Origin of the sequence: Allobrachymonas denitrificans DSM 15123, from assembly GCF_900110225.1 — a bacterium.
Lineage (GTDB): Bacteria > Pseudomonadota > Gammaproteobacteria > Burkholderiales > Burkholderiaceae_C > Brachymonas > Brachymonas denitrificans.
The window spans coordinates 266,403-284,270 of record NZ_FOCW01000001.1 but is presented as its reverse complement, the minus strand read 5'-3'; the positions used below and the strand labels follow the sequence as shown (position 1 = coordinate 284,270).

Annotated in this window: 19 protein-coding genes; 5 read left to right on the top strand and 14 right to left on the bottom strand. The window is 64.6% G+C overall.

Going from position 1 to position 17,868, the window contains the following annotated elements; all coding sequences use genetic code 11:
* Positions 1 to 61: 61 nt before the first annotated feature.
* The 7 genes from BMW28_RS13090 to BMW28_RS01295 all read right to left on the bottom strand — a co-directional run bounded on the left by BMW28_RS13090 (position 62) and on the right by BMW28_RS01295 (position 8,391).
* Positions 62 to 1,153, bottom strand: a complete 1,092-nt coding sequence (locus BMW28_RS13090) for a hypothetical protein (protein WP_143280528.1) — start codon at positions 1,151 to 1,153, stop codon at positions 62 to 64.
* Between the two features lie 183 nt (positions 1,154 to 1,336).
* Positions 1,337 to 2,494, bottom strand: coding sequence for a ribonucleotide-diphosphate reductase subunit beta (locus tag BMW28_RS01320; RefSeq protein WP_407640936.1), 1,158 nt, complete (start codon positions 2,492 to 2,494; stop codon positions 1,337 to 1,339).
* A gap of 327 nt (positions 2,495 to 2,821) precedes the next feature.
* Positions 2,822 to 3,079 (bottom strand): hypothetical protein, encoded by a 258-nt coding sequence (locus tag BMW28_RS01315; protein ID WP_091812998.1) that lies wholly within the window; start codon positions 3,077 to 3,079, stop codon positions 2,822 to 2,824.
* 49 nt (positions 3,080 to 3,128) lie between these two features.
* Complete coding sequence (locus tag BMW28_RS01310) at positions 3,129 to 6,005, bottom strand: ribonucleoside-diphosphate reductase subunit alpha (RefSeq protein ID WP_234970018.1); 2,877 nt, start codon at positions 6,003 to 6,005, stop codon at positions 3,129 to 3,131.
* 513 nt (positions 6,006 to 6,518) lie between these two features.
* Positions 6,519 to 7,097 (bottom strand): 1,6-anhydro-N-acetylmuramyl-L-alanine amidase AmpD, encoded by a 579-nt coding sequence (gene ampD / locus BMW28_RS01305; RefSeq protein ID WP_091812994.1) that lies wholly within the window; start codon positions 7,095 to 7,097, stop codon positions 6,519 to 6,521.
* Between the two features lie 58 nt (positions 7,098 to 7,155).
* Positions 7,156 to 7,410, bottom strand: coding sequence for a PP0621 family protein (locus BMW28_RS01300; protein ID WP_091812992.1), 255 nt, complete (start codon positions 7,408 to 7,410; stop codon positions 7,156 to 7,158).
* A 147-nt stretch (positions 7,411 to 7,557) separates the two neighbouring features.
* Positions 7,558 to 8,391: a cytochrome C assembly family protein gene (locus BMW28_RS01295; protein ID WP_091812990.1), complete on the bottom strand. Its 834-nt coding sequence runs from the start codon at positions 8,389 to 8,391 to the stop codon at positions 7,558 to 7,560.
* A 126-nt stretch (positions 8,392 to 8,517) separates the two neighbouring features.
* Between BMW28_RS01295 and ffh the strand changes: the two genes are divergently transcribed.
* Positions 8,518 to 9,939: a signal recognition particle protein gene (gene ffh / locus BMW28_RS01290; protein ID WP_091812988.1), complete on the top strand. Its 1,422-nt coding sequence runs from the start codon at positions 8,518 to 8,520 to the stop codon at positions 9,937 to 9,939.
* A gap of 43 nt (positions 9,940 to 9,982) precedes the next feature.
* Here the strand turns inward: ffh and BMW28_RS01285 are convergent, their stop codons facing one another.
* From BMW28_RS01285 to BMW28_RS01275, 4 genes are all read right to left on the bottom strand, one after another.
* A complete protein-coding gene (locus tag BMW28_RS01285; RefSeq protein WP_091812986.1) occupies positions 9,983 to 10,255 on the bottom strand; it encodes a type II toxin-antitoxin system RelE family toxin in 273 nt (90 codons plus the stop codon).
* Positions 10,239 to 10,463, bottom strand: coding sequence for a type II toxin-antitoxin system RelB family antitoxin (gene relB / locus BMW28_RS01280; RefSeq protein WP_091812985.1), 225 nt, complete (start codon positions 10,461 to 10,463; stop codon positions 10,239 to 10,241). The genes BMW28_RS01285 and relB overlap by 17 nt, the downstream gene beginning before the upstream one ends.
* A gap of 96 nt (positions 10,464 to 10,559) precedes the next feature.
* On the bottom strand, positions 10,560 to 10,733 hold the full coding sequence (locus tag BMW28_RS12980) for a SoxR reducing system RseC family protein (RefSeq protein WP_143280527.1): 174 nt from the start codon (positions 10,731 to 10,733) through the stop codon (positions 10,560 to 10,562).
* Positions 10,734 to 10,881: 148 nt separating this feature from the next.
* The gene (locus BMW28_RS01275) at positions 10,882 to 11,373 is read right to left on the bottom strand and encodes a hypothetical protein (RefSeq protein WP_091812983.1); all 492 of its coding nucleotides are present in this window, start codon (positions 11,371 to 11,373) and stop codon (positions 10,882 to 10,884) included.
* A 203-nt stretch (positions 11,374 to 11,576) separates the two neighbouring features.
* On the opposite strand from BMW28_RS01275, the gene BMW28_RS01270 reads away from it, so the two are divergent.
* From BMW28_RS01270 to BMW28_RS01255, 4 genes are all read left to right on the top strand, one after another.
* The gene (locus tag BMW28_RS01270) at positions 11,577 to 12,509 is read left to right on the top strand and encodes a 2-keto-4-pentenoate hydratase (protein ID WP_234969926.1); all 933 of its coding nucleotides are present in this window, start codon (positions 11,577 to 11,579) and stop codon (positions 12,507 to 12,509) included.
* Positions 12,510 to 12,636: 127 nt separating this feature from the next.
* Positions 12,637 to 13,104 carry a Spy/CpxP family protein refolding chaperone gene (locus tag BMW28_RS01265; protein WP_091812982.1) on the top strand — a complete coding sequence of 156 codons (468 nt, stop codon included), beginning with the start codon at positions 12,637 to 12,639 and terminating at the stop codon, positions 13,102 to 13,104.
* A gap of 93 nt (positions 13,105 to 13,197) precedes the next feature.
* On the top strand, positions 13,198 to 13,890 hold the full coding sequence (locus tag BMW28_RS01260) for a response regulator transcription factor (protein ID WP_091815304.1): 693 nt from the start codon (positions 13,198 to 13,200) through the stop codon (positions 13,888 to 13,890).
* Positions 13,891 to 13,961: 71 nt separating this feature from the next.
* Entirely contained in the window at positions 13,962 to 15,311 is a 1,350-nt protein-coding gene (locus BMW28_RS01255; RefSeq protein WP_091812980.1) for a HAMP domain-containing sensor histidine kinase, read from the top strand.
* A 107-nt stretch (positions 15,312 to 15,418) separates the two neighbouring features.
* Here the strand turns inward: BMW28_RS01255 and BMW28_RS01250 are convergent, their stop codons facing one another.
* The 3 genes from BMW28_RS01250 to BMW28_RS01240 form a co-directional block, all read right to left on the bottom strand.
* The gene (locus tag BMW28_RS01250) at positions 15,419 to 15,721 is read right to left on the bottom strand and encodes a helix-turn-helix domain-containing protein (protein ID WP_091812978.1); all 303 of its coding nucleotides are present in this window, start codon (positions 15,719 to 15,721) and stop codon (positions 15,419 to 15,421) included.
* Positions 15,705 to 16,127: a type II toxin-antitoxin system RelE/ParE family toxin gene (locus tag BMW28_RS01245; RefSeq protein WP_091812976.1), complete on the bottom strand. Its 423-nt coding sequence runs from the start codon at positions 16,125 to 16,127 to the stop codon at positions 15,705 to 15,707. Before BMW28_RS01245 ends, BMW28_RS01250 begins: the two co-directional genes overlap by 17 nt.
* Positions 16,128 to 16,273: 146 nt before the next feature.
* Entirely contained in the window at positions 16,274 to 17,752 is a 1,479-nt protein-coding gene (locus BMW28_RS01240) for a glutamate synthase subunit beta (protein ID WP_091812974.1), read from the bottom strand.
* Positions 17,753 to 17,868: the final 116 nt, after the last annotated feature.

Here is a 17,868-nt window from a genome sequence, read left to right as displayed (position 1 = left end):
GCCGCGCTTGCCAACGGCACCCGAATCATGTCAACGCATCAGAGCCCTGAAGCGTCTGCGTTCAGGGCTTGCGGCCGGACGGGAACGGCCAGGCCGCCTGCGGGTTGAGCTGGGTCTTGGCTGCGGGAGCGGCCTTCGGAGCAGCGGCCTTGGGCGTTGCTGCCTTGCTGGCGCCCGTGCGGGTGGCGGGTTTCTTGGCGGCAGCTGCCTTGGGTGCCGCTGCCTTGGGTGCCGCTGCCTTGGGTGCCGCAGCCTTCGTTGCAGCCGGCTTGGCAGTCGCAGCCTTGGCCGTGGTCCTGGAAGCTGTTGCGCTGGCCTTGGTTGAAGCGGCAGTGCCTGCTGCCTTGGCCGGGGCGACCGCCTTCTTCGCAGCCGGTTTGGCCACCGCGTCAGCGCTGGCTGCCGGGTTGGCGGCGGCCTTGCCTGCTGCTGCCTTGGTGGCAGTTGCTTTGTTGTCGGCTGTTGTCCGGGTGGCTGTCGCCTTCGGCGCTGCCTTGGCAGGTGCGGCTTTCACCGCAGCTGTAGCTGCCTTGGTGGCGCCTGCCGTCTTGGCAGCAGATGCGGCAGGCTTCGCTGCCGCAGTCGTCTTGCTTGCAGCAGCCTTGGTCGTGCTTACCTTGGCGGCGGCGGGTGTAGCTGCAGCCGCTGTCTTGCTGTTTGCGGCGGGCTTGGTGGTAGCCTTGCTGGCTGCGGGGGACTTGGTGGCAGTCGCGCTGGCTGCCGCGGGCTTGGCTGCCGCCTTGCTGGCAGCAGGCTTCGCCGTCGCTTTGGCAGGCGTCGCTGCCTTGGCGGGAGCTGCGCTTGCAGCAGCCGTTGCACTCTTGGCACCGCCGGCTTTCGCCTTGCTGGCCGCCGACGTGGCGGGCTTCGCTGCGGCCTTGGGCGCGGCCGCCTTGGTACTCGCCGCAGGCTTGCTGGCAGCAGCCGCCCTTGCCGGCGCAGCGGTCTTCACCGCAGTCGCAGCAGCGCTACTGGCCACCGTGGTCTTGCGCGCGGCCGCCGGTTTGGCGGTGGCGGTGGTGGCGGTGGCGGTGGTGGCGGTGGCGGTGGCGGTGGTGGCGGTGGTGGCGGTGGTGGCGGTGGTGGCAGTGGTGGTGTCGTCCGCCTTGGCAGCGGTGGTCTTGGGGGTAGCCGGTTTCTTGGCAGTGGCCATCAGGGTCTCCTTGGGGTATCAGCGTGCGGCAAGCAGCGCTTCCGGCGGCACGGAACACCGGAAACGACCCAGGGCGCCCACCCCCTGCAGGGATGCGCGCCTTGAATGTGGTTGGACTGCCTGCCGACGCACCGCCCCTCGGGCCGGTGCCTGCGTCAGGAAGGCCTCAATTGTGTACGGACTTCATTCCCATGAGAGCGCTCCCCCCGTCTGGTACTCGATCACGCGGGTTTCGAAGAAGTTGCGCTCCTTCTTCAGGTCGATCATCTCGCTCATCCACGGGAATGGATTGGTTTCGTTCGGGAACAGTTCTTCCAGGCCGATCTGCGTCGCGCGGCGGTTGGCGATGTAGCGCAGGTAGCCCTTGAACATGGATGCATTGAGGCCGAGCACGCCACGCGGCATGGTGTCTTCAGCGTACTGGTATTCGAGCTCGACCGCCTCGCGGAACAGGGCGCGGATCTCGTCCTTGAAGTCGGCGGTCCAGAGGTGCGGGTTCTCGAGCTTGATGGTGTTGATCAGGTCGATGCCGAAGTTGCAGTGCATGGATTCATCGCGCAGGATGTACTGGTACTGCTCGGCCGCGCCGGTCATCTTGTTCTGGCGGCCCAGCGCCAGGATCTGCGTGAAGCCGACATAGAAGAACAGGCCTTCCATCAGGCAGGCGAACACGATCAGCGACTTGAGTAGCAGCTGGTCGGCCTCGGGCGTGCCGGTGCTGAAATCCGGGTCGGTCAGCGCGTTGATGAAGGGGATGAGGAACTGGTCCTTGTTGCGAATGGACGCGATCTCGTTGTAGGCGTTGAAGATCTCGCCTTCGTCCAGCCCGAGCGACTCGACGATGTACTGGTAGGCATGCGTGTGGATCGCCTCCTCGAAGGCCTGGCGCAACAGGAACTGGCGGCATTCGGGCGCCGTGATGTGGCGGTAGGTGCCCAGCACGATGTTGTTGGCAGCCAGCGAATCGGCCGTGACAAAGAAGCCCAGGTTGCGCTTGACGATGCGGCGCTCGTCTTCGGTCAGGCCGTTGGGATCTTTCCAGAGCGCGATGTCGCGCGTCATGTTCACTTCCTGCGGCATCCAGTGGTTGGCGCAGGTGGCGAGGTACTTGTCCCAGGCCCACTTGTACTTGAAGGGCACCAGCTGGTTGACGTCGGTGTGGCCGTTGATGATGCGCTTGTCGGCAGCATTGACGCGGTGGGCGGCGTGGGAGACAGCGAACTGGATGGCGTTGCCGGGAGCCGCATCCGCCTGGATGGAAGACAGCACTGTTCCGAAAGCTGCGGCACCCGTGCCAGCTGCGGGTTGAGCAGCAACGTCGCCAGACGCCTGCTGCTCCATTCCATGCTGGCGCACCGGAAATGCCGGTGCACCGGCAAAGGCATGGGGAGCCAGCTCGGGAGCAAACACCGCCTGCCGGGTGTGCGTTGCCCATTGCGGAGAGGACAGGGCCGCCGCCGCTTGCTGGGGGTGTGCGGCAGCAGGAGAGGTTGTCGGTGAGGCGTCTGCGAGCGCAGCTTCGTCGTCCCAAGTCAGCATGGTGAATGTCCTGTTTTCTGATTATGAAAGGGGTTACGCATTCAGGCAACGCCTGAAACGCCTGTGCAGGCAAAAGCGCGTGGAAATTGGGGAAATGCCGGATGCCGGGCAGCGCATCCGGCGGCCACTTCAGACCCAGGCCAGCGGGCCGATGGACAGCAGGTGATCCACCGGCTCGCCCAGCTGGTCGGGCTGCTGCGGCGAATAGGAGTAGACGGCTTGCGAACTGCGCGCCACGGCGATGTAGTCGCAGCCGCGGCCGGCCGGCGGCCAGTCTTCGGACAGCAGGCGGTACACCGCCAGTTCGGGGCTGCTGGCAGCCGCCGACCATTCGACGGCAGCAAACTGGCTCGGGAAACGCGCGGTCTCGATGAAGGCAATGCTCATGATCGTGCTCCTTGAAAAAGGCCGCGAAAGCAGGCGCGGCACCTGAAACTCACTGGCAGGCTTCGCAGCCCGGGTCGTCGATGGCGCAGAAGCGCACGTCGGTGGCAGCCTCGGCGGGCTGCTGGCCCGCCTGTGCCGTAGCCGCCTGCATGGCGCCGCTCATCACGATGCCATTGCCCCCCGCATCGGACGACACGGCATTGAGCTTGCCGGCCTTGATGGTCGACTTCTCGGCATGCGTGGCGGCCATGGTGCGCAGGTAGTAGGTCGTCTTGAGTCCGCGCAGCCAAGCCAGGGTGTAGGTGTCGTGCAGCTTCTTGCCGCTGGCACCGGCGATGTAGATGTTCAGGCTTTGCGCCTGGTCGATCCACTTCTGGCGACGCGAGGCGGCCTCGACCAGCCACTGCGGCTCCACTTCAAACGCCGTGGCGTAAAGGGCCTTCAGCTCCTCCGGTACGCGGTCGATCTGGCGCAGCGAGCCGTCGAAGTGCTTGAGGTCCATCACCATCACTTCGTCCCACAAGCCGAGGCGCTTGAGGTCGCGCACCAGCGCCGCATTGATGATGGTGAACTCGCCGCTCAGATTGCTCTTGACCGACAGGTTGCCAAAGCACGGTTCGATGGAAGCGTCGACGCCGATGATGTTGCTGATGGTGGCGGTGGGCGCAATCGCCACGCAGTTGGAGTTACGCATGCCGTGCTGGCGGATGCGGGCGCGCAGGACTTCCCAGTCCAGCGTGCTGCTGCGGTCCACCTCCACATAGCCGCCGCGCGCCTGCTCCAGCAGGTTCAGGCTGTCCAGCGGCAGAATGCCCTGGTCCCACAATGAGCCACGGTAGCTGCTGTAGCGGCCGCGCTCTTCGGCCAGCGCGCTGGAGGCCTCATAGGCGTAGTAGCAGATGGCTTCCATGGACTGGTCGGCAAACTGCACGGCTGCATCGCTGGCATAAGGCACGCGCAGGGCGTAGAGCGCATCCTGGAAGCCCATCAGGCCCAGCCCCACCGGGCGGTGGCGCAGGTTGGAATCGCGCGCCTTCTTCACCGCGTAGTAGTTGATGTCGATCACGTTGTCGAGCATGCGCATGGCGGTGGCGATGGTCTTGCGCAGCTTGGCGTGGTCCAGCTGCTTGCCATTGTCGCCATCCATGAGATGCTGCAGCAGGTTGACCGAGCCCAGATTGCAGACGGCGATCTCGTTGTCGTTGGTGTTGAGCGTGATTTCGGTGCACAGGTTGCTGGAGTGCACCACGCCCACGTGCTGCTGCGGGCTGCGCACGTTGCAGGCATCCTTGAAGGTGATCCAGGGATGGCCGGTTTCGAACAGCATGGACAGCATCTTGCGCCACAGGTCCACGGCAGGCAGGGTCTTGCTCGGGCTGATCTCTCCGCGCGCGGCCTTCTCTTCGTAGGCGACGTAGGCCTGTTCGAACTCGGCACCGAACTTGTCGTGCAGGTCGGGCACGTCGGACGGGGAGAACAGCGTCCACTGGCCTTTCTCCATCACGCGGCGCATGAACAGGTCGGGAATCCAGTTGGCGGTGTTCATGTCGTGCGTGCGGCGGCGGTCGTCGCCGGTGTTCTTGCGCAGCTCCAGAAACTCCTCGATATCGAGGTGCCAGCTTTCCAGATAGGTGCAGACCGCGCCCTTGCGCTTGCCGCCCTGGTTCACCGCCACGGCCGTGTCATTCACCACTTTCAGGAAGGGCACCACGCCCTGCGACTCGCCATTGGTGCCCTTGATGTGGCTGCCCAGGGCGCGCACGCGCGTCCAGTCGTTGCCCAGACCGCCTGCGAACTTGGACAGCAGCGCGTTTTCCTTGATGGCTTCGTAGATGCCGTCCAGATCGTCCGGCACCGTGGTGAGGTAGCAGCTGGACAGCTGCGAACGGCGCGTGCCGCTGTTGAACAGCGTGGGCGTGCTGCTCATGAAGTCGAAGGAGGACAGCACCTCGTAGAACTCGATGGCACGCGCCTCGCGCTCGATCTCGTTCAGCGCCAGCCCCATGGCCACGCGCATGAAGAAGGCCTGTGGCAGCTCGATGCGGCGCTTCTTCACGTGCAGGAAGTAGCGGTCGTACAGGGTTTGCAGGCCGAGGTAGTCGAACTGGTCGTCGCGCTCGGGCTTAAGGGCGGCGCCGAGCTGCTTCAGGTCGAACTGCAGCAGTTTTTCGTCCAGCAGTTCGGCCTCCACTCCCTGCTTGATGAACTGCGGGAAGTAGTCGGCATAACGCGCAGCCAGTCGCTCGCGCGTGACCTCCTCGCCCAGCACCTCGCGTGCCATGGTCTGCAGCAGCAGGCGCGCGGTGACATAGGTGTAGTCCGGATCCAGTTCGATCTTGGTGCGTGCGGCGAGGATGGCAGCCTTGTGCACTTCCGCCAGCGGCACGCCGTCATAGAGGTTGCGCAGGGTTTCGCTGATGATGGCATCGGGCTGCACCTCGGTACCGAGCCGGGCGCAGGCGCTGGTGATCAGGCTGCGCAGCGCGGCCTCGTCCAGCGGAACGCGCACACCATTGTCCACCACATGCAGCACCGGCGCAGTGGCCTGTGGGGCCGCCTGGTGCTGGGCGCGTTCCTGGGCGCGCTTTTCGCGGTACAGCACATAGGCGCGGGCGACTTCGTGGTAGTCGCTGCGCATCAGCTGCAGCTCGACCTGGTCCTGCACATCCTCGATGTGGAAGGTGCCGCCGCTGGGACGCGAACGCAGCAGCGCCTTGACCACGCTCTGCGTCAGCTGCTCGACCACCTCGCGCACGGTGCTGGATGCGGCACCCTGCGAACCATGCACCGCCAGAAAGGCCTTGGTCATGGCCACCGCGATCTTCTGCGGCTCGAACGGCACCACGGCGCCATTGCGGCGGATGATCTGGTAGTGGGCGTAAGGGGAAGCGCTGGCGGCCTCTCCCACAGATGGAATGGGACGCATTGGCGTTTGTGGAGCGGACGTGATGGGGTCAAGCGTGGCTGACATGGGAGCTTCCTGCGTGAGCGGCCGGCGCAGCGACGGCGGAGGGAATGGGGGTTGCCTGCCTTACCAGGCCCGGCCCCTCCCTGCACTGCGCTGCCGGAGAGCCGCGCCCTGCCCCGGGTGCCCTTGCCGACTTCTGGCGCAAGGACATGACGGGAAATCAGGAAAGCACGTGAGGGCAATCATAACCACATATCTAGTGTCATAAATAAATGTAAACACTATCAATGGTGTTTTTGACTGTTTTTTGGTCAGACTCTCCATTTGCCTTCCGAGGCTCGACAAGCCTCGTTCCCCCAAAGAAGGGGCGTGCCCGCGCCAGCCCGGAAAAGGGGCGGAAGCGGGGGGATTTTCTACGGAGACGGGGGCGGTAGCATTGACTTTAAACCCTGAAAATTCAGGGTTTATCTGCCAGCAAGCTGCCGTGCAGGAAGCCCGGAAAACCCAGCAGGCAGGCTCACCCGGCATCAGTCAGACGGCGACCTCAGGCGGGAACCACGCACGCGGCCAGTGCGTGAGCTGCTGCAGCCGGGCCCAGTCAAAGCCCGGACCCGGATCCAGCTTGCGGCCGGGAGCAATGTGCTCGTGGCCCGCAACGTGGGCCAGCGGGTATTGCAGGCGGATGGCTTCGCCCAGTTCGGCCAGTGCCTGGTACTGGGCCGGCTCGAAAGTCTCGCCTTCCAGTCCCTCCAGCTCCACGCCGATGGAGTCGTCGTTGCAGTTGCTGCGCTCGCGCCAGCAGGAGGCACCGGCATGCCAGGCACGGTCGTCACAGCTGACGAACTGCCACAGGCTGCCATCGCGCCGGATCAGGAAATGGCTGGACACTTCCAGGCCGCGGATCTGCTGGAAATAGGGATGGGCGTCCCAGTCCAGCGTGTTGGCGAACAGTTGCAGCACTTCCGGGCCGCCATACTGGCCGGGCGGCAGGCTGATGGAGTGCACTACCAGCAGGTCGATGCTGGCACCTGCGGGGCGCGGGCCGAAGTTGGGGGAGGGCTGATGCGTGGCGTGACGGTACCAGCCGTGGTCCCAGAGCAGCTGTCTCATGGAGCGGTTCGCTCCGCCAGAGCAGCCGGACGCGGACGGGGCATGGTGCCGAAACGCTTCACGAGGAAGCCCCGCTGTGTTCCGCCGGGCTGCGCGCGCCCTTGCGGGCATGGTCCTTGCTGCAGAACCACTGGCCATCGTGCTGTACGCCCTCCTGCCGCACCACGTGCACGCCGCAGTGGGCGCAGCGCACGGTGGCCTGCGGCACGCGCGGCGCCTGCGCGGCACGGCGCTCGCGCAGTGCATCCTTGCGCTTGCTGTTCCATATCCAGAAGGCGATCGCGACGACCGCCAGCACCACCAGGTATTTCATCGGTAGGGTCGGGTTGGCTGCAGGCGTCGCGCGCGGCACGGACTTGCAGCAAAGTGAAAGGAATCAGGCATGGCCCGGTGCCAACGCGCCAGTGCGAAAGCCGCCCATGAAGTCCAGGCTGGCGGATCAGAGGCGAGGCAACAGGCTTCAGCCACGGCGCAGTATCACCTCGAGCACGAAGTGGTAGCCCACGTAGCTCAGCAGTAGCAGGCCAGCACCGGCATAGACCATGCGCACGGCACGCTGTCCGCGCCAGCCCAGGCTGTGGCGCCCCCACAGCAGGGCCGCGAACACCACCCAGGAGAGCAGCGAGAAGATGGTCTTATGGCTCCAGCGCCACTGGCTGCTGGTGATGGCCCCATAGAGCTGCTCACTGAAGAACCAGCCCTGCAGGATGGTGATGGTGAGCAACACGAAACCCAGCGTGACAAAGTGGAAGGTGAGGCGCTCCAGCGTGAGCAGGGGCAGCATGCGCGGGCCTTCGTCGGCGCCCTCGCGCAGCAGCGCAGGACCTTCGCGCATGCGCGCCTCGGCCCGGGTCATCAGCCACGCGTGCCACACGGCCACGGCAAACAGTCCGTAAGAGGCCAGCCCCAGCGCAAGGTGCAGCGGCAGCAGGTCGGAAGACGGCGTCTTGAAAGGCGCGCCCGGGAACAACCATGCCAGCAGCACCGTCACGGCGCCGGTCACGGCCAGCCGCCAGCGCAGCTGCAGCAGCGGGTAATTGATGCTCTCGATCGCATAAGCCAGCAGGGCCAGCCAGGCCGTCATCGACAGGGCCGGGCCGAAACCGAAGCGCGGCGGATTGGTCAGGCCGAGGCCGATCACCACCGCATGCAGCAGGGCCGCCACCCCCAGCAGGACGGCGCCGCCGCGGCTCAGTTGCGTACGGCCATGACACACTCCCGCCGCCGCCAGATAGGCGAGCGCGCTGGCAAAGGTCAATATGGGGACGTAAGACTGGGCACTGGCTACAATCATGGACTACAGTTTATCTTCTCCGGCCATTGCCTGTAGCAGGCGGGTTTGCTCCGCGTCAAATCCCTGCCGTCTGCCTGCTGCTTTTTCCCTGGCCGCACATCTCCCCTTCCGAAAGCGCCCTGCCCCATGGCTTCCGCACTCACCGACAAACTCTCGCGCCTCGTCAAGAACCTGAGCGGACAGGCGCGCATCACCGAAAGCAACGTGCAGGACATGCTGCGCGAAGTGCGCATGGCGCTGCTCGAGGCCGACGTGGCGCTGCCGGTGGTGAAGGACTTCATTGCCCGCGTCAAGGACAAGGCCATGGGCCAGGAAGTCCTCGGCTCGCTTAAGCCCGGCCAGGCACTGGTCGGTATCGTCAACCGCGAACTGGCCGCCACCATGGGCGAGGGCATCAGCGACCTGAACCTGTCGGTGCAGCCTCCGGCGGTGATCCTGATGGCGGGTCTACAGGGTGCGGGTAAAACGACGACGACCGGCAAGCTGGCCAAGTACCTGATCGAGAAGCGCAAGAAGAAGGTGCTGACGGTGTCCGGCGACGTGTATCGCCCGGCCGCCATCGAGCAGCTCAAGACCGTGACGCAGCAGGTGGGCGCCGAGTGGTTCCCCAGCTCGCCCGACCAGAAGCCGGTGGACATTGCCCGCGCCGCGCTCGACTATGCGCGCCGGCACTACATCGACGTGCTGCTGGTGGATACGGCCGGCCGCCTGGCCATCGACGAAGCGCTGATGGCCGAGATCAAGGCACTGCATGGCGCCGTCAGTCCGGTGGAAACGCTGCTGGTGGTGGATGCCATGCAGGGTCAGGATGCGGCCAACACCGCCAAGGCGTTCAAGGAGGCGCTGCCGCTGACGGGCGTGGTGCTGACCAAGCTGGACGGCGACTCGCGCGGTGGTGCAGCGCTGTCGGTGCGCAAGATTGCCGATGCGCCCATCAAGTTCGCCGGTATCAGCGAGAAGATGGACGGCCTGGAGCAGTTCGACGCCGAACGCCACGCCGGCCGCATTCTGGGCATGGGCGACATCGTGGCGCTGGTGGAGCAGGTGACCTCCGGCGTCGATATGGAAGCGGCGCAGAAGCTGGCTGCCAAGGTCAAGAAGGGCGACACTTTCGACCTGAACGACTTCCTCGGCCAGCTGCAGCAGATGAAGCAGATGGGGGGCCTGTCCAGCCTGATGGACAAGCTGCCGACGCAGATCACCGCCAACGCCAAGCCGGGCGATCTGGACCGTGCCGAGAAGGACATCAAGCGCAAGGAAGGCATCATCTGCAGCATGACGCCACAGGAGCGCAAGAAGCCCGACCTGATCAAGGCCACGCGCAAGCGCCGTATTGCCGCGGGTGCCGGCGTGCAGGTGCAGGAAGTGAACCGTCTGCTCAAGGAGTTCGAGCAGATGCAGGAAATGATGAAGAAGATGAAGGGCGGCGGCCTGATGAAGATGATGCGCCGCATGGGAGGCATGAAGGGCCTGGGCGGGCTGGGCGGCATGGGGGGTGGCGGCTTTCCGGGGGGTGGATTTCCGCCCGGGGGCGGGCTGCCGCGCTGAATCCCTTGCGTGAAGGCGCAGCAGGTTGCGCCTTTGATGCGACCTACTTCTTGTAGACCTCCTTGCGATTGCCGATGCGCACGATCAGGATGCGCAGCAATCCGTCCTCGATGCTGGCAATGATCCGGTAATCCCCGACCCGATACTTCCAGAAGGCACCGAGCCTGGACCCCTTGAGTGCTTCGCCAATACTGCGCGGGTTGTCCAGCGCAGCCACCCTGTCGCGCAGGAATAGCACGATACGGCGTGCCGCTTGCCGGTCAATCTTGCCGAGTTCGCGTTCGGCCGCAGGATCGAACTCAATCCTCCAGGCCATGGCGCCTGATCACGTCTTCCAGCGGGACCGTTCTGGTTTTTCCGGCACGGATGGCAATCAGTCGCTGCTCGGCCAGATAGGTGTCTTCCAGATCATCCAGATGCTCGAGAATGGCTTGACGGGCATAGAAGGTCTTTGTGCGCCCGGTCGCTTCGGCCAGAGCGGCAAGACGTGCTTCGATTTCGGGGGGCAGGCGAATGGCCAGCATGTTCAGTCCTCAAGCAATGGAAAAACGCTATACAAGTATAGCGCTTCTCTGCGTGCCATGTGGAGGGGTACGACCGTCGCCCTCTCCCCTTTTCCCTTAGTTCGGCGGATCGCGATGGCGCGTGTTGGACACCGCTGTCAGGATACCGATGCCCAGCAGGACCACGGCACCGATGATGATGTACAGCTGCGGTACGCCGGCCACGGTTGCGCCCCAGGCGAGACCGCCGATGACGATCAGGAAACCGATCATGTAGAGCAGGAAGGACATGTTTTTTCTCCTTGAAGTGCTTGCATGTCCTGCATTGTGCTGAGCCCGGCTGCAGTGGCGTATCGGCCAGTGGCGGTGCTGCGTGTCAGTGCGATCCGACACGATCGCCTCAAGCCCCTCTGCTTGGCGGAAGGATCAGTCTGGCAGCTCAGGGTGTGGCAAAGGCCGAATACGGGCGCTTCTGGCTTACCGGCGCAAAGTCCAGCTTGCCGCCCTTCCACTGCAGCGGACGCCAGCAATCTTCTGCTTCGGCGCGAGAGCGGAACTGCTTCTGGCCGCAGAGCGGGCCGCCAACGCCCAGCCAGACGCGCGCTGTTTGCCCGCTGCGCTCCATGTGGACCCCGAAAACACCATGCGTGAACGCCTGTTTGGCCGAGCCTGTCGTGTCACTGACATACACACTGACGGACGAGCCACCAGAACCACCGGAGAAATACGATTCCGCGCCAACGCAGTCGAATGCGCCTTCGTTGATCACGTAATCCGCGCGGCCATCGCCCGTCACATCGGCGATCTGGACCAGTTCCGGTGAACGGCCGGGGCGCCCGCCCGCATCCTTGCAACTGGCACGCATGTCGGCCACGTGCGCCTTCACCGCCGCAGGCAGCGCTGGCGCCGCAACGGCGGCGGATGCGCCCATTCCCAAACCCAGACCGATCACCAAACTACCTACCCATTGATTTCTACGCATGCGACAACTCCTTTAAAATAAACCTTTAGTATTCTATATGTACTTTTTACCTGAAGCCGCATTGCTCCGTGTTTCCTCAGGGTTGTGGCGGATAGGCCGACGCGTGGCGGCTTTCTAGAATTTTCCGGATCGACCACTCCCGGAAGCCCGCCATGACTGTTCTGCGTCATCCCTTCGCCCTCCCCCTGCTGATTGCGGGCGCCAGCCTGCTGGCGCTGGGCGGCTGTGCCACCAAACCTGCGCCTGCAACGCCCGTTGCGCAACCGCCTGCCGCGCCGGCGCCTTGCCTTGGCGATGCCCAGGTCAAGCAGTGGCTCGTCGACTATCTGGCGCACCGTCCCACAGCCAACCCTCCCGCCAATCTCGATGCCGCCAGCGCGGCCTGCACCCGTGCCAAGTGGCAGCAGCAACTGGCCAGCGTGGCCGGTCCGCTGGTGGGCTACAAGGCCGGGCTGACCAATCCCGCCGTGCAGAAGCGCTTCAACACCACAGAGCCGGTCTGGGGCGCGCTCTACCAGCGCATGCTGCTGCGCAACGGCAGCACGGTGCCGGTGGCCTTCGGGAGCCGCCCGCTGTTCGAGGCCGACATGCTGGTGCGAGTGAAAAGTGCCGCCATCAACCAGGCGCGCACACCTGCGGAAGTGCTTGCCAATGTGGATCAGGTGATTCCTTTCATCGAGCTGCCCGACCTGATGGTGGAAGCGCCACCCAAGCTGAACGGCACAGCGCTGAGCGCCATCAACGTGGGCGCGCGCCTCGGCGTGGTGGGGCAACCGATGGCCGTGCCGCGTGATGCAGCGGCCCGCCAGCGCCTGCTGGATGGTCTGCAGGGCATGACGGTGCGCGTGTCCGATGCCAGCGGCGTGCTTTCCAGCGGCAAGGGCAGCGATACCCTCGGCCATCCGCTCAACGCCGTGGTGTGGCTCACAGGTGCACTGCGCCAGCAGGGTCTGCAACTGCAGCCGGGTCAGGTCGTGAGCCTCGGTTCCTTCTCGCCCTTGAGCCCGCCCAAGGCCGGCCAGAAGGTGACGGTGCAGTACGAAGGGCTGCCCGGCGCAAAACCGGTCACGGTGAACTTCCGCTGAGTGCTGGCGCTGGCGCTGGCGCTGGCGCTGAAATATAACGAAACACAGCGAAACCCAGCCGAGATGACCGCGGCGGGGTGCCCCGGCACCATGGAGGCATGTTCCACCCTCTCCTGAAGGAGCTTCCATGAAACCCTGGATCAAGCGCATAGTGCTGGGCTTTGCCGGCATCACCCTCGTCGTTGGCGGCCTGACTGCCTGCGGCGTTTCCCGCCATCACGGCATGGGCAGCATGAGCGATGCCGATGCCACCGCCTGGCGAGCCAAACAGATCGAACGCGTGGCCGACCGTCTGGACCTGGACGCCACCCAGAAGACCAAGCTCGCCGCCTTGGGCGAAGTGATGGCACAGCAGCGCAAGGCCCTGCGCGGCAATGCGGACAATCCGCGTGCCGAATTCCAGGCGCTGATTGCCGGCCCGAAATTCGACCGCACCGGCGCCCAGAACCTGGTGCAGCAGAAGACCGAGGCCATCCGCACCGCCAGCCCGCAGGTGATTGCCGCCATGGGCGACTTCTATGACAGCCTGCGCCCCGAGCAGCAGCAGAAGGTGCGCGACTTCATGCAGAAGCAGAAGCGCGGTCGTCGCATGTAAGGGCATGCTAGCCGGGGTGACGTACCGTGCAACCGCATCGTGTCCCCGGCATCTTGCTCTCTATGTTGGCACCGGAATGTCACAATGAGCGACATGGCACGCATTCTGCTGATCGATGACGATACGGATCTGGGGCCGCCGCTGGCGGCCTATTTCCGTCGTTTTGGGCTGGAACTGGTGCAGGCGTTTGCACCCTCGGAAGGACTGGGCCTGCTGCGTGCCGGCGGTTTCGATGCCGCCATCCTCGACGTGATGCTGCCGGAAATGGACGGCTTCGAGCTGTGCCGCACCATCCGGCGCGAGAGCGCACTGCCGATCGTGATGCTGACGGCGCGGGGCGACGTGATGGACCGCGTGGTCGGATTGGAACTGGGGGCGGATGACTATCTGCCCAAGCCGTTCGAGCCACGCGAACTGGTGGCACGGCTGCAGACCGTGCTGCGGCGCATGCGCACGACCCCTTCTTCGCCTGCCGCACTGGAAGGCCCGCTGCGCTTCGTGGGTCTGGAAGTGGATCCCGTCACGCGCACGGCGAAGCGCCAGGGCGAAACGCTGGAGCTGACCAGCACCGAATTCGACCTGCTTCTGTTGCTGGCGCGCGCGCCGGCCCAGGTACACAGCCGCGACGACATTCTGGCTGCGCTGCGCGGGCACGATGCCGACCTCTACACCCGCGCGGTGGACATCGTGGTGAGCCGCCTGCGCAAGAAGCTGGAACCGCTGGACTGCATCCGCACCGTGCGCCATGCCGGCTATGCGCTGGCGTTGCAGCCGCTGACCTCATGACATCCGCCACGCTTGCGGCTGCTGCCCTGCCTTCATGACATCCTCTACGCTGCTTCTGCTGCCCTGAACTCATGACGTCCTCCACGCCTGTTGCTGCCGTCCCTGCCCCTGCCCGACACAGCTGGCTGCGCTGGCGGCATTCGCTGCGGCTGCGGCTGGTGCTGCTGTTCCTGCTGCTGGGCCTGGCCATTGCGGCGGTGTTTGTCAGCGGCATCCGCAAGGGCTTCAACCAAGGCTGGGAAGCCGCCGTGCGGCCGCTGGCCATGGACTACGTGGATCGCCTCGCGGCGGACATTGGCAGCCTGCCCGATGTGGCACGCGCGCAGGCGCTGGCGCAGCGGCTGCCGATTGCCATCCACATCAGCGGGCCCGTCACCAACTGGGATTCGGAGCCCCCGCGCGGGCGCCGCGTCGCGCCACGCAATGAACGCGATGCCTCGCTCTTCACGCGACAAACGGCAGACGGGCATCGCATCGTGTTTCGGCTGAGCTTTTCCGGTGCGCGTGGCGACGGGCCGCCGCCCATCCTCTGGTACACCCTCGCCGCCCTGCTGCTCTTGACCGCGCTGGCCTACTGGCGCGTGCACCGCATGCTGCTGCCGCTGCAGGGCATCAGTGCCGGGGCGCGGCGCTTTGGTACGGGAGATTTCGGCACGCCGATTGCCACCGGCAACGAGCGCAATGCCGATGAGCTGACTACCCTTGCGCAGGAGGTGAACGGCATGGCCGACAACCTTCGGCAGATGCTGGACGCACGGCGCGACCTGCTGCTGGCGGTCAGCCACGAATTGCGCAGCCCCTTGACGCGGGCACGCCTGAATGTGGAGCTGCTGCCCGAACCGGACGATGCCGAAGCACGCACCGCGCACAAGGCCCTGTTGCGCGATCTGGCGCTAATGCGCGACCTGATTCAAGACCTGCTGGAAAGCGAACGCCTGTCGACGCCGCATGCCCTGCTGCAGCGCGAGTCTACCGATCTGGCGCAACTGGCCCATGGTGCCGTGGCCGAACTGGCCCGCGCGCAGCCGGCTGCGGCTGCAATTGCCGTCAATGCAGACCCGCATCTGCCGCTACTCGATCTGGACCGTACCCGCATGCAATTGCTGCTGCGCAACCTGCTGGACAATGCGCTGCGGCACAGCCCGTCTGACACGTCGCCGGCCGTGTCGATTGCGCACGGCGACAGAGGAAATGTGGTGCTGGAAGTGCGCGACTATGGCGACGGCGTGCCGGAAGCACAGCTGCCGCATCTGGCACAGGCCTTCTACCGCCCCGACAGCGCCCGCCAGCGCAGCAGCGGAGGCGTGGGGCTGGGGCTGTATCTGTGCAGGCTGGTGGCCGAGGCGCATGGAGGACGCTTTGCCGTGCGCAATGCGCGGCCGGGGTTGGCTGTCAGTATTACGCTTCCGCTTCAGGGATGACTTGCTGCGCAGGAGGAAGAATATCCCCTCTCCGGCCTGCGCCTGGTGAACTGAACCAGACCCTTCGTCACAGCCTTCCGACAAGCAGGAAAACAGCGCATCCGGAATCAGATGATGGCTTGCAGCCCCTTGTCCGCAATGACATTGAGAAGCTTGAGCGCCGGCCCGGCAGGCTTGGTTTCTCCTTGCTCCCATTTGCGTATGGTCGAGGCCGTGGTGTGCAGATGCAGTGCGAACACCGGCTGGCTGAATTTCAGGCTTTCGCGCAGGCGCCTGATGTCGTCCGCAGCAAACTCCCTGACCGGGGGCGGGCAAATGGCTTCGAACTGACGCATCGTCACCTTGCTGACGGCACCTGCTTCATGCAGCGCAGCCAGGTCACCGCGCAGGGACTCAATGATCTTGCTCACAATGCACCTCCAATAGCACTCCCGCCTTCAACGCCTTCGCCAATGCCTCGCGGGAGAGATCCAGAAACACCTTTCCGGCAAACTGCAGCGCCTTTCGTTCCTCTGGCGTGATGTTGGCCTTCTCGCTCTTGGAAAAACCGTGCAGGAACACATAACGTCCGCCGATTCGAGCTGACAGGAGCGTCCGGTAGCCACCGCTCTTGCCCGAACCCGGACGGCCAATCCGCTTCTTGTACAGCAAGCCACCCAGATCGGCATCGATCAATCCACGCTTCATCTCTTCCACAGCTTTGCACAAGGCTGTGTCAGGCAATCTCTCGCTGACTTGCCAGCGTGCAAAGTCCTTCCGCTTCAGGACAGCGAAGGACTGACCCGAAGTGTACCCGATACGGGCATATTCTTCCATAGCTCAGCGTCATGTGATCTTGAATCGACCGGCTATTATTTATTACTTTTTTAGTATATCCATCACTCCAACCCACTTCCCAAACAAAAAAAGGCCCCGCAACAGCGAGGCCCGAAGGAGGGATGCAATGAAGAAACTGAATACGATCAGCGCGGCAGGTCGCTGGCACCCATCAGGTACTGGTCGATCGCACGCGCAGCCTGGCGGCCTTCGCGGATCGCCCACACCACCAGCGACTGGCCACGGCGGGCATCACCAGCGGCAAACACGCCCTTGACGTTGGTGGCGTAGCCGCCCTCCTCGTCGGTCGTGGCCTTGGCGTTGCCGCGTGCGTCCAGCGCCACGCCAAAGGACTGCAGCACCGGCGCCACCGGATTGACAAAGCCCATGGCCAGCAGCACCAGATCGGCCTTGAGTACCTGCTCGCTACCGGGCACTTCGGTCATCTTGCCGTCGGTCCAGTCCAGACGCACGGTCTTGACTGCCACCACCCGGCCCTTGTCCTTGCCGGTACCGGCGATGAATTCCTTGGTGGCGATGGCAAACTCGCGCGTGCAGCCTTCGTCGTGGCTGGAGCTGGTGCGCAGCTTGATCGGCCAGTAGGGCCAGGTCAGCGGGCGGTTTTCTTCCACCGGCGGCTGGGCCAGCAGTTCGAACTGCGTCACGCTGGCGGCGCCGTGGCGGTTGCTGGTGCCCACGCAGTCGCTGCCGGTATCGCCACCGCCGATCACGATCACGTGCTTGCCGTCGGCGCGCAGTTGCTTGGCCAGCTTGTCGCCAGCGTTGACCTTGTTCTGCTGCGGCAGGAATTCCATGGCGAAGTGCACGCCATCCAGCTCGCGGCCGGGCACCGGCAGGTCGCGGCTCTGCTCGGAGCCGGCTGCGATCAGCACCGCGTCATAGTCCTTCTGCAGCTGCTTGGCACTGACGGTTTCCTTGGCCCAGTTGGTGACCTTGCTGTCCTTGGGCCAGTCGCCCACCACCACGCCACGGCGGAATTCCACGCCCTCGGCCTGCATCTGCTCGATGCGGCGGTCGATATGCGACTTGTCCATCTTGAAGTCGGGGATGCCGTAGCGCAGCAGGCCACCCACGCGGTCGTTCTTCTCGAACACCGTCACCTTGTGGCCGGCGCGCGCCAGCTGTTGGGCGGCGGCCAGGCCGGCCGGGCCGGAGCCGACGATGGCGACCTTCTTGCCGGTTTTCTGGGCAGCCGGCTGCGGTTTGACCCAGCCCTTTTCCCAGGCCTTGTCGATGATGGCGTGCTCGATCGACTTGATGCCGACCGGCGCTGCATCGATGTTCAGCGTGCAGGCGGCTTCGCACGGTGCCGGGCAGATGCGGCCGGTGAAGTCCGGGAAGTTGTTGGTACTGTGCAGCACCTCGATGGCGGCTTGCCAGTCGCCTTCATACACCAGATTGTTGAAATCGGGAATGATGTTGTTGACCGGACAGCCGTTGTTGCAGAACGGCGTGCCGCAGTCCATGCAGCGCGCGGCCTGCACCTTGGCCTGCTTGTCGTCCAGGCCGATGACGAATTCCTTGTAGTGCTTGAGGCGCTCGGCAACGGGCTTGTAGCCCTCTTCCAGACGCTCATATTCCATGAAGCCGGTGATTTTTCCCATGATCGTGTTCCGTTATAGCTAGTGACTGTTCAGGGTCGGTTCAGGATTAGTTCGCCTTTTTGGCGGCAGGCTTTTTGGCGGCGAGCTTGGCCTTGGCAGCAGCAGCCGGCTTGGCA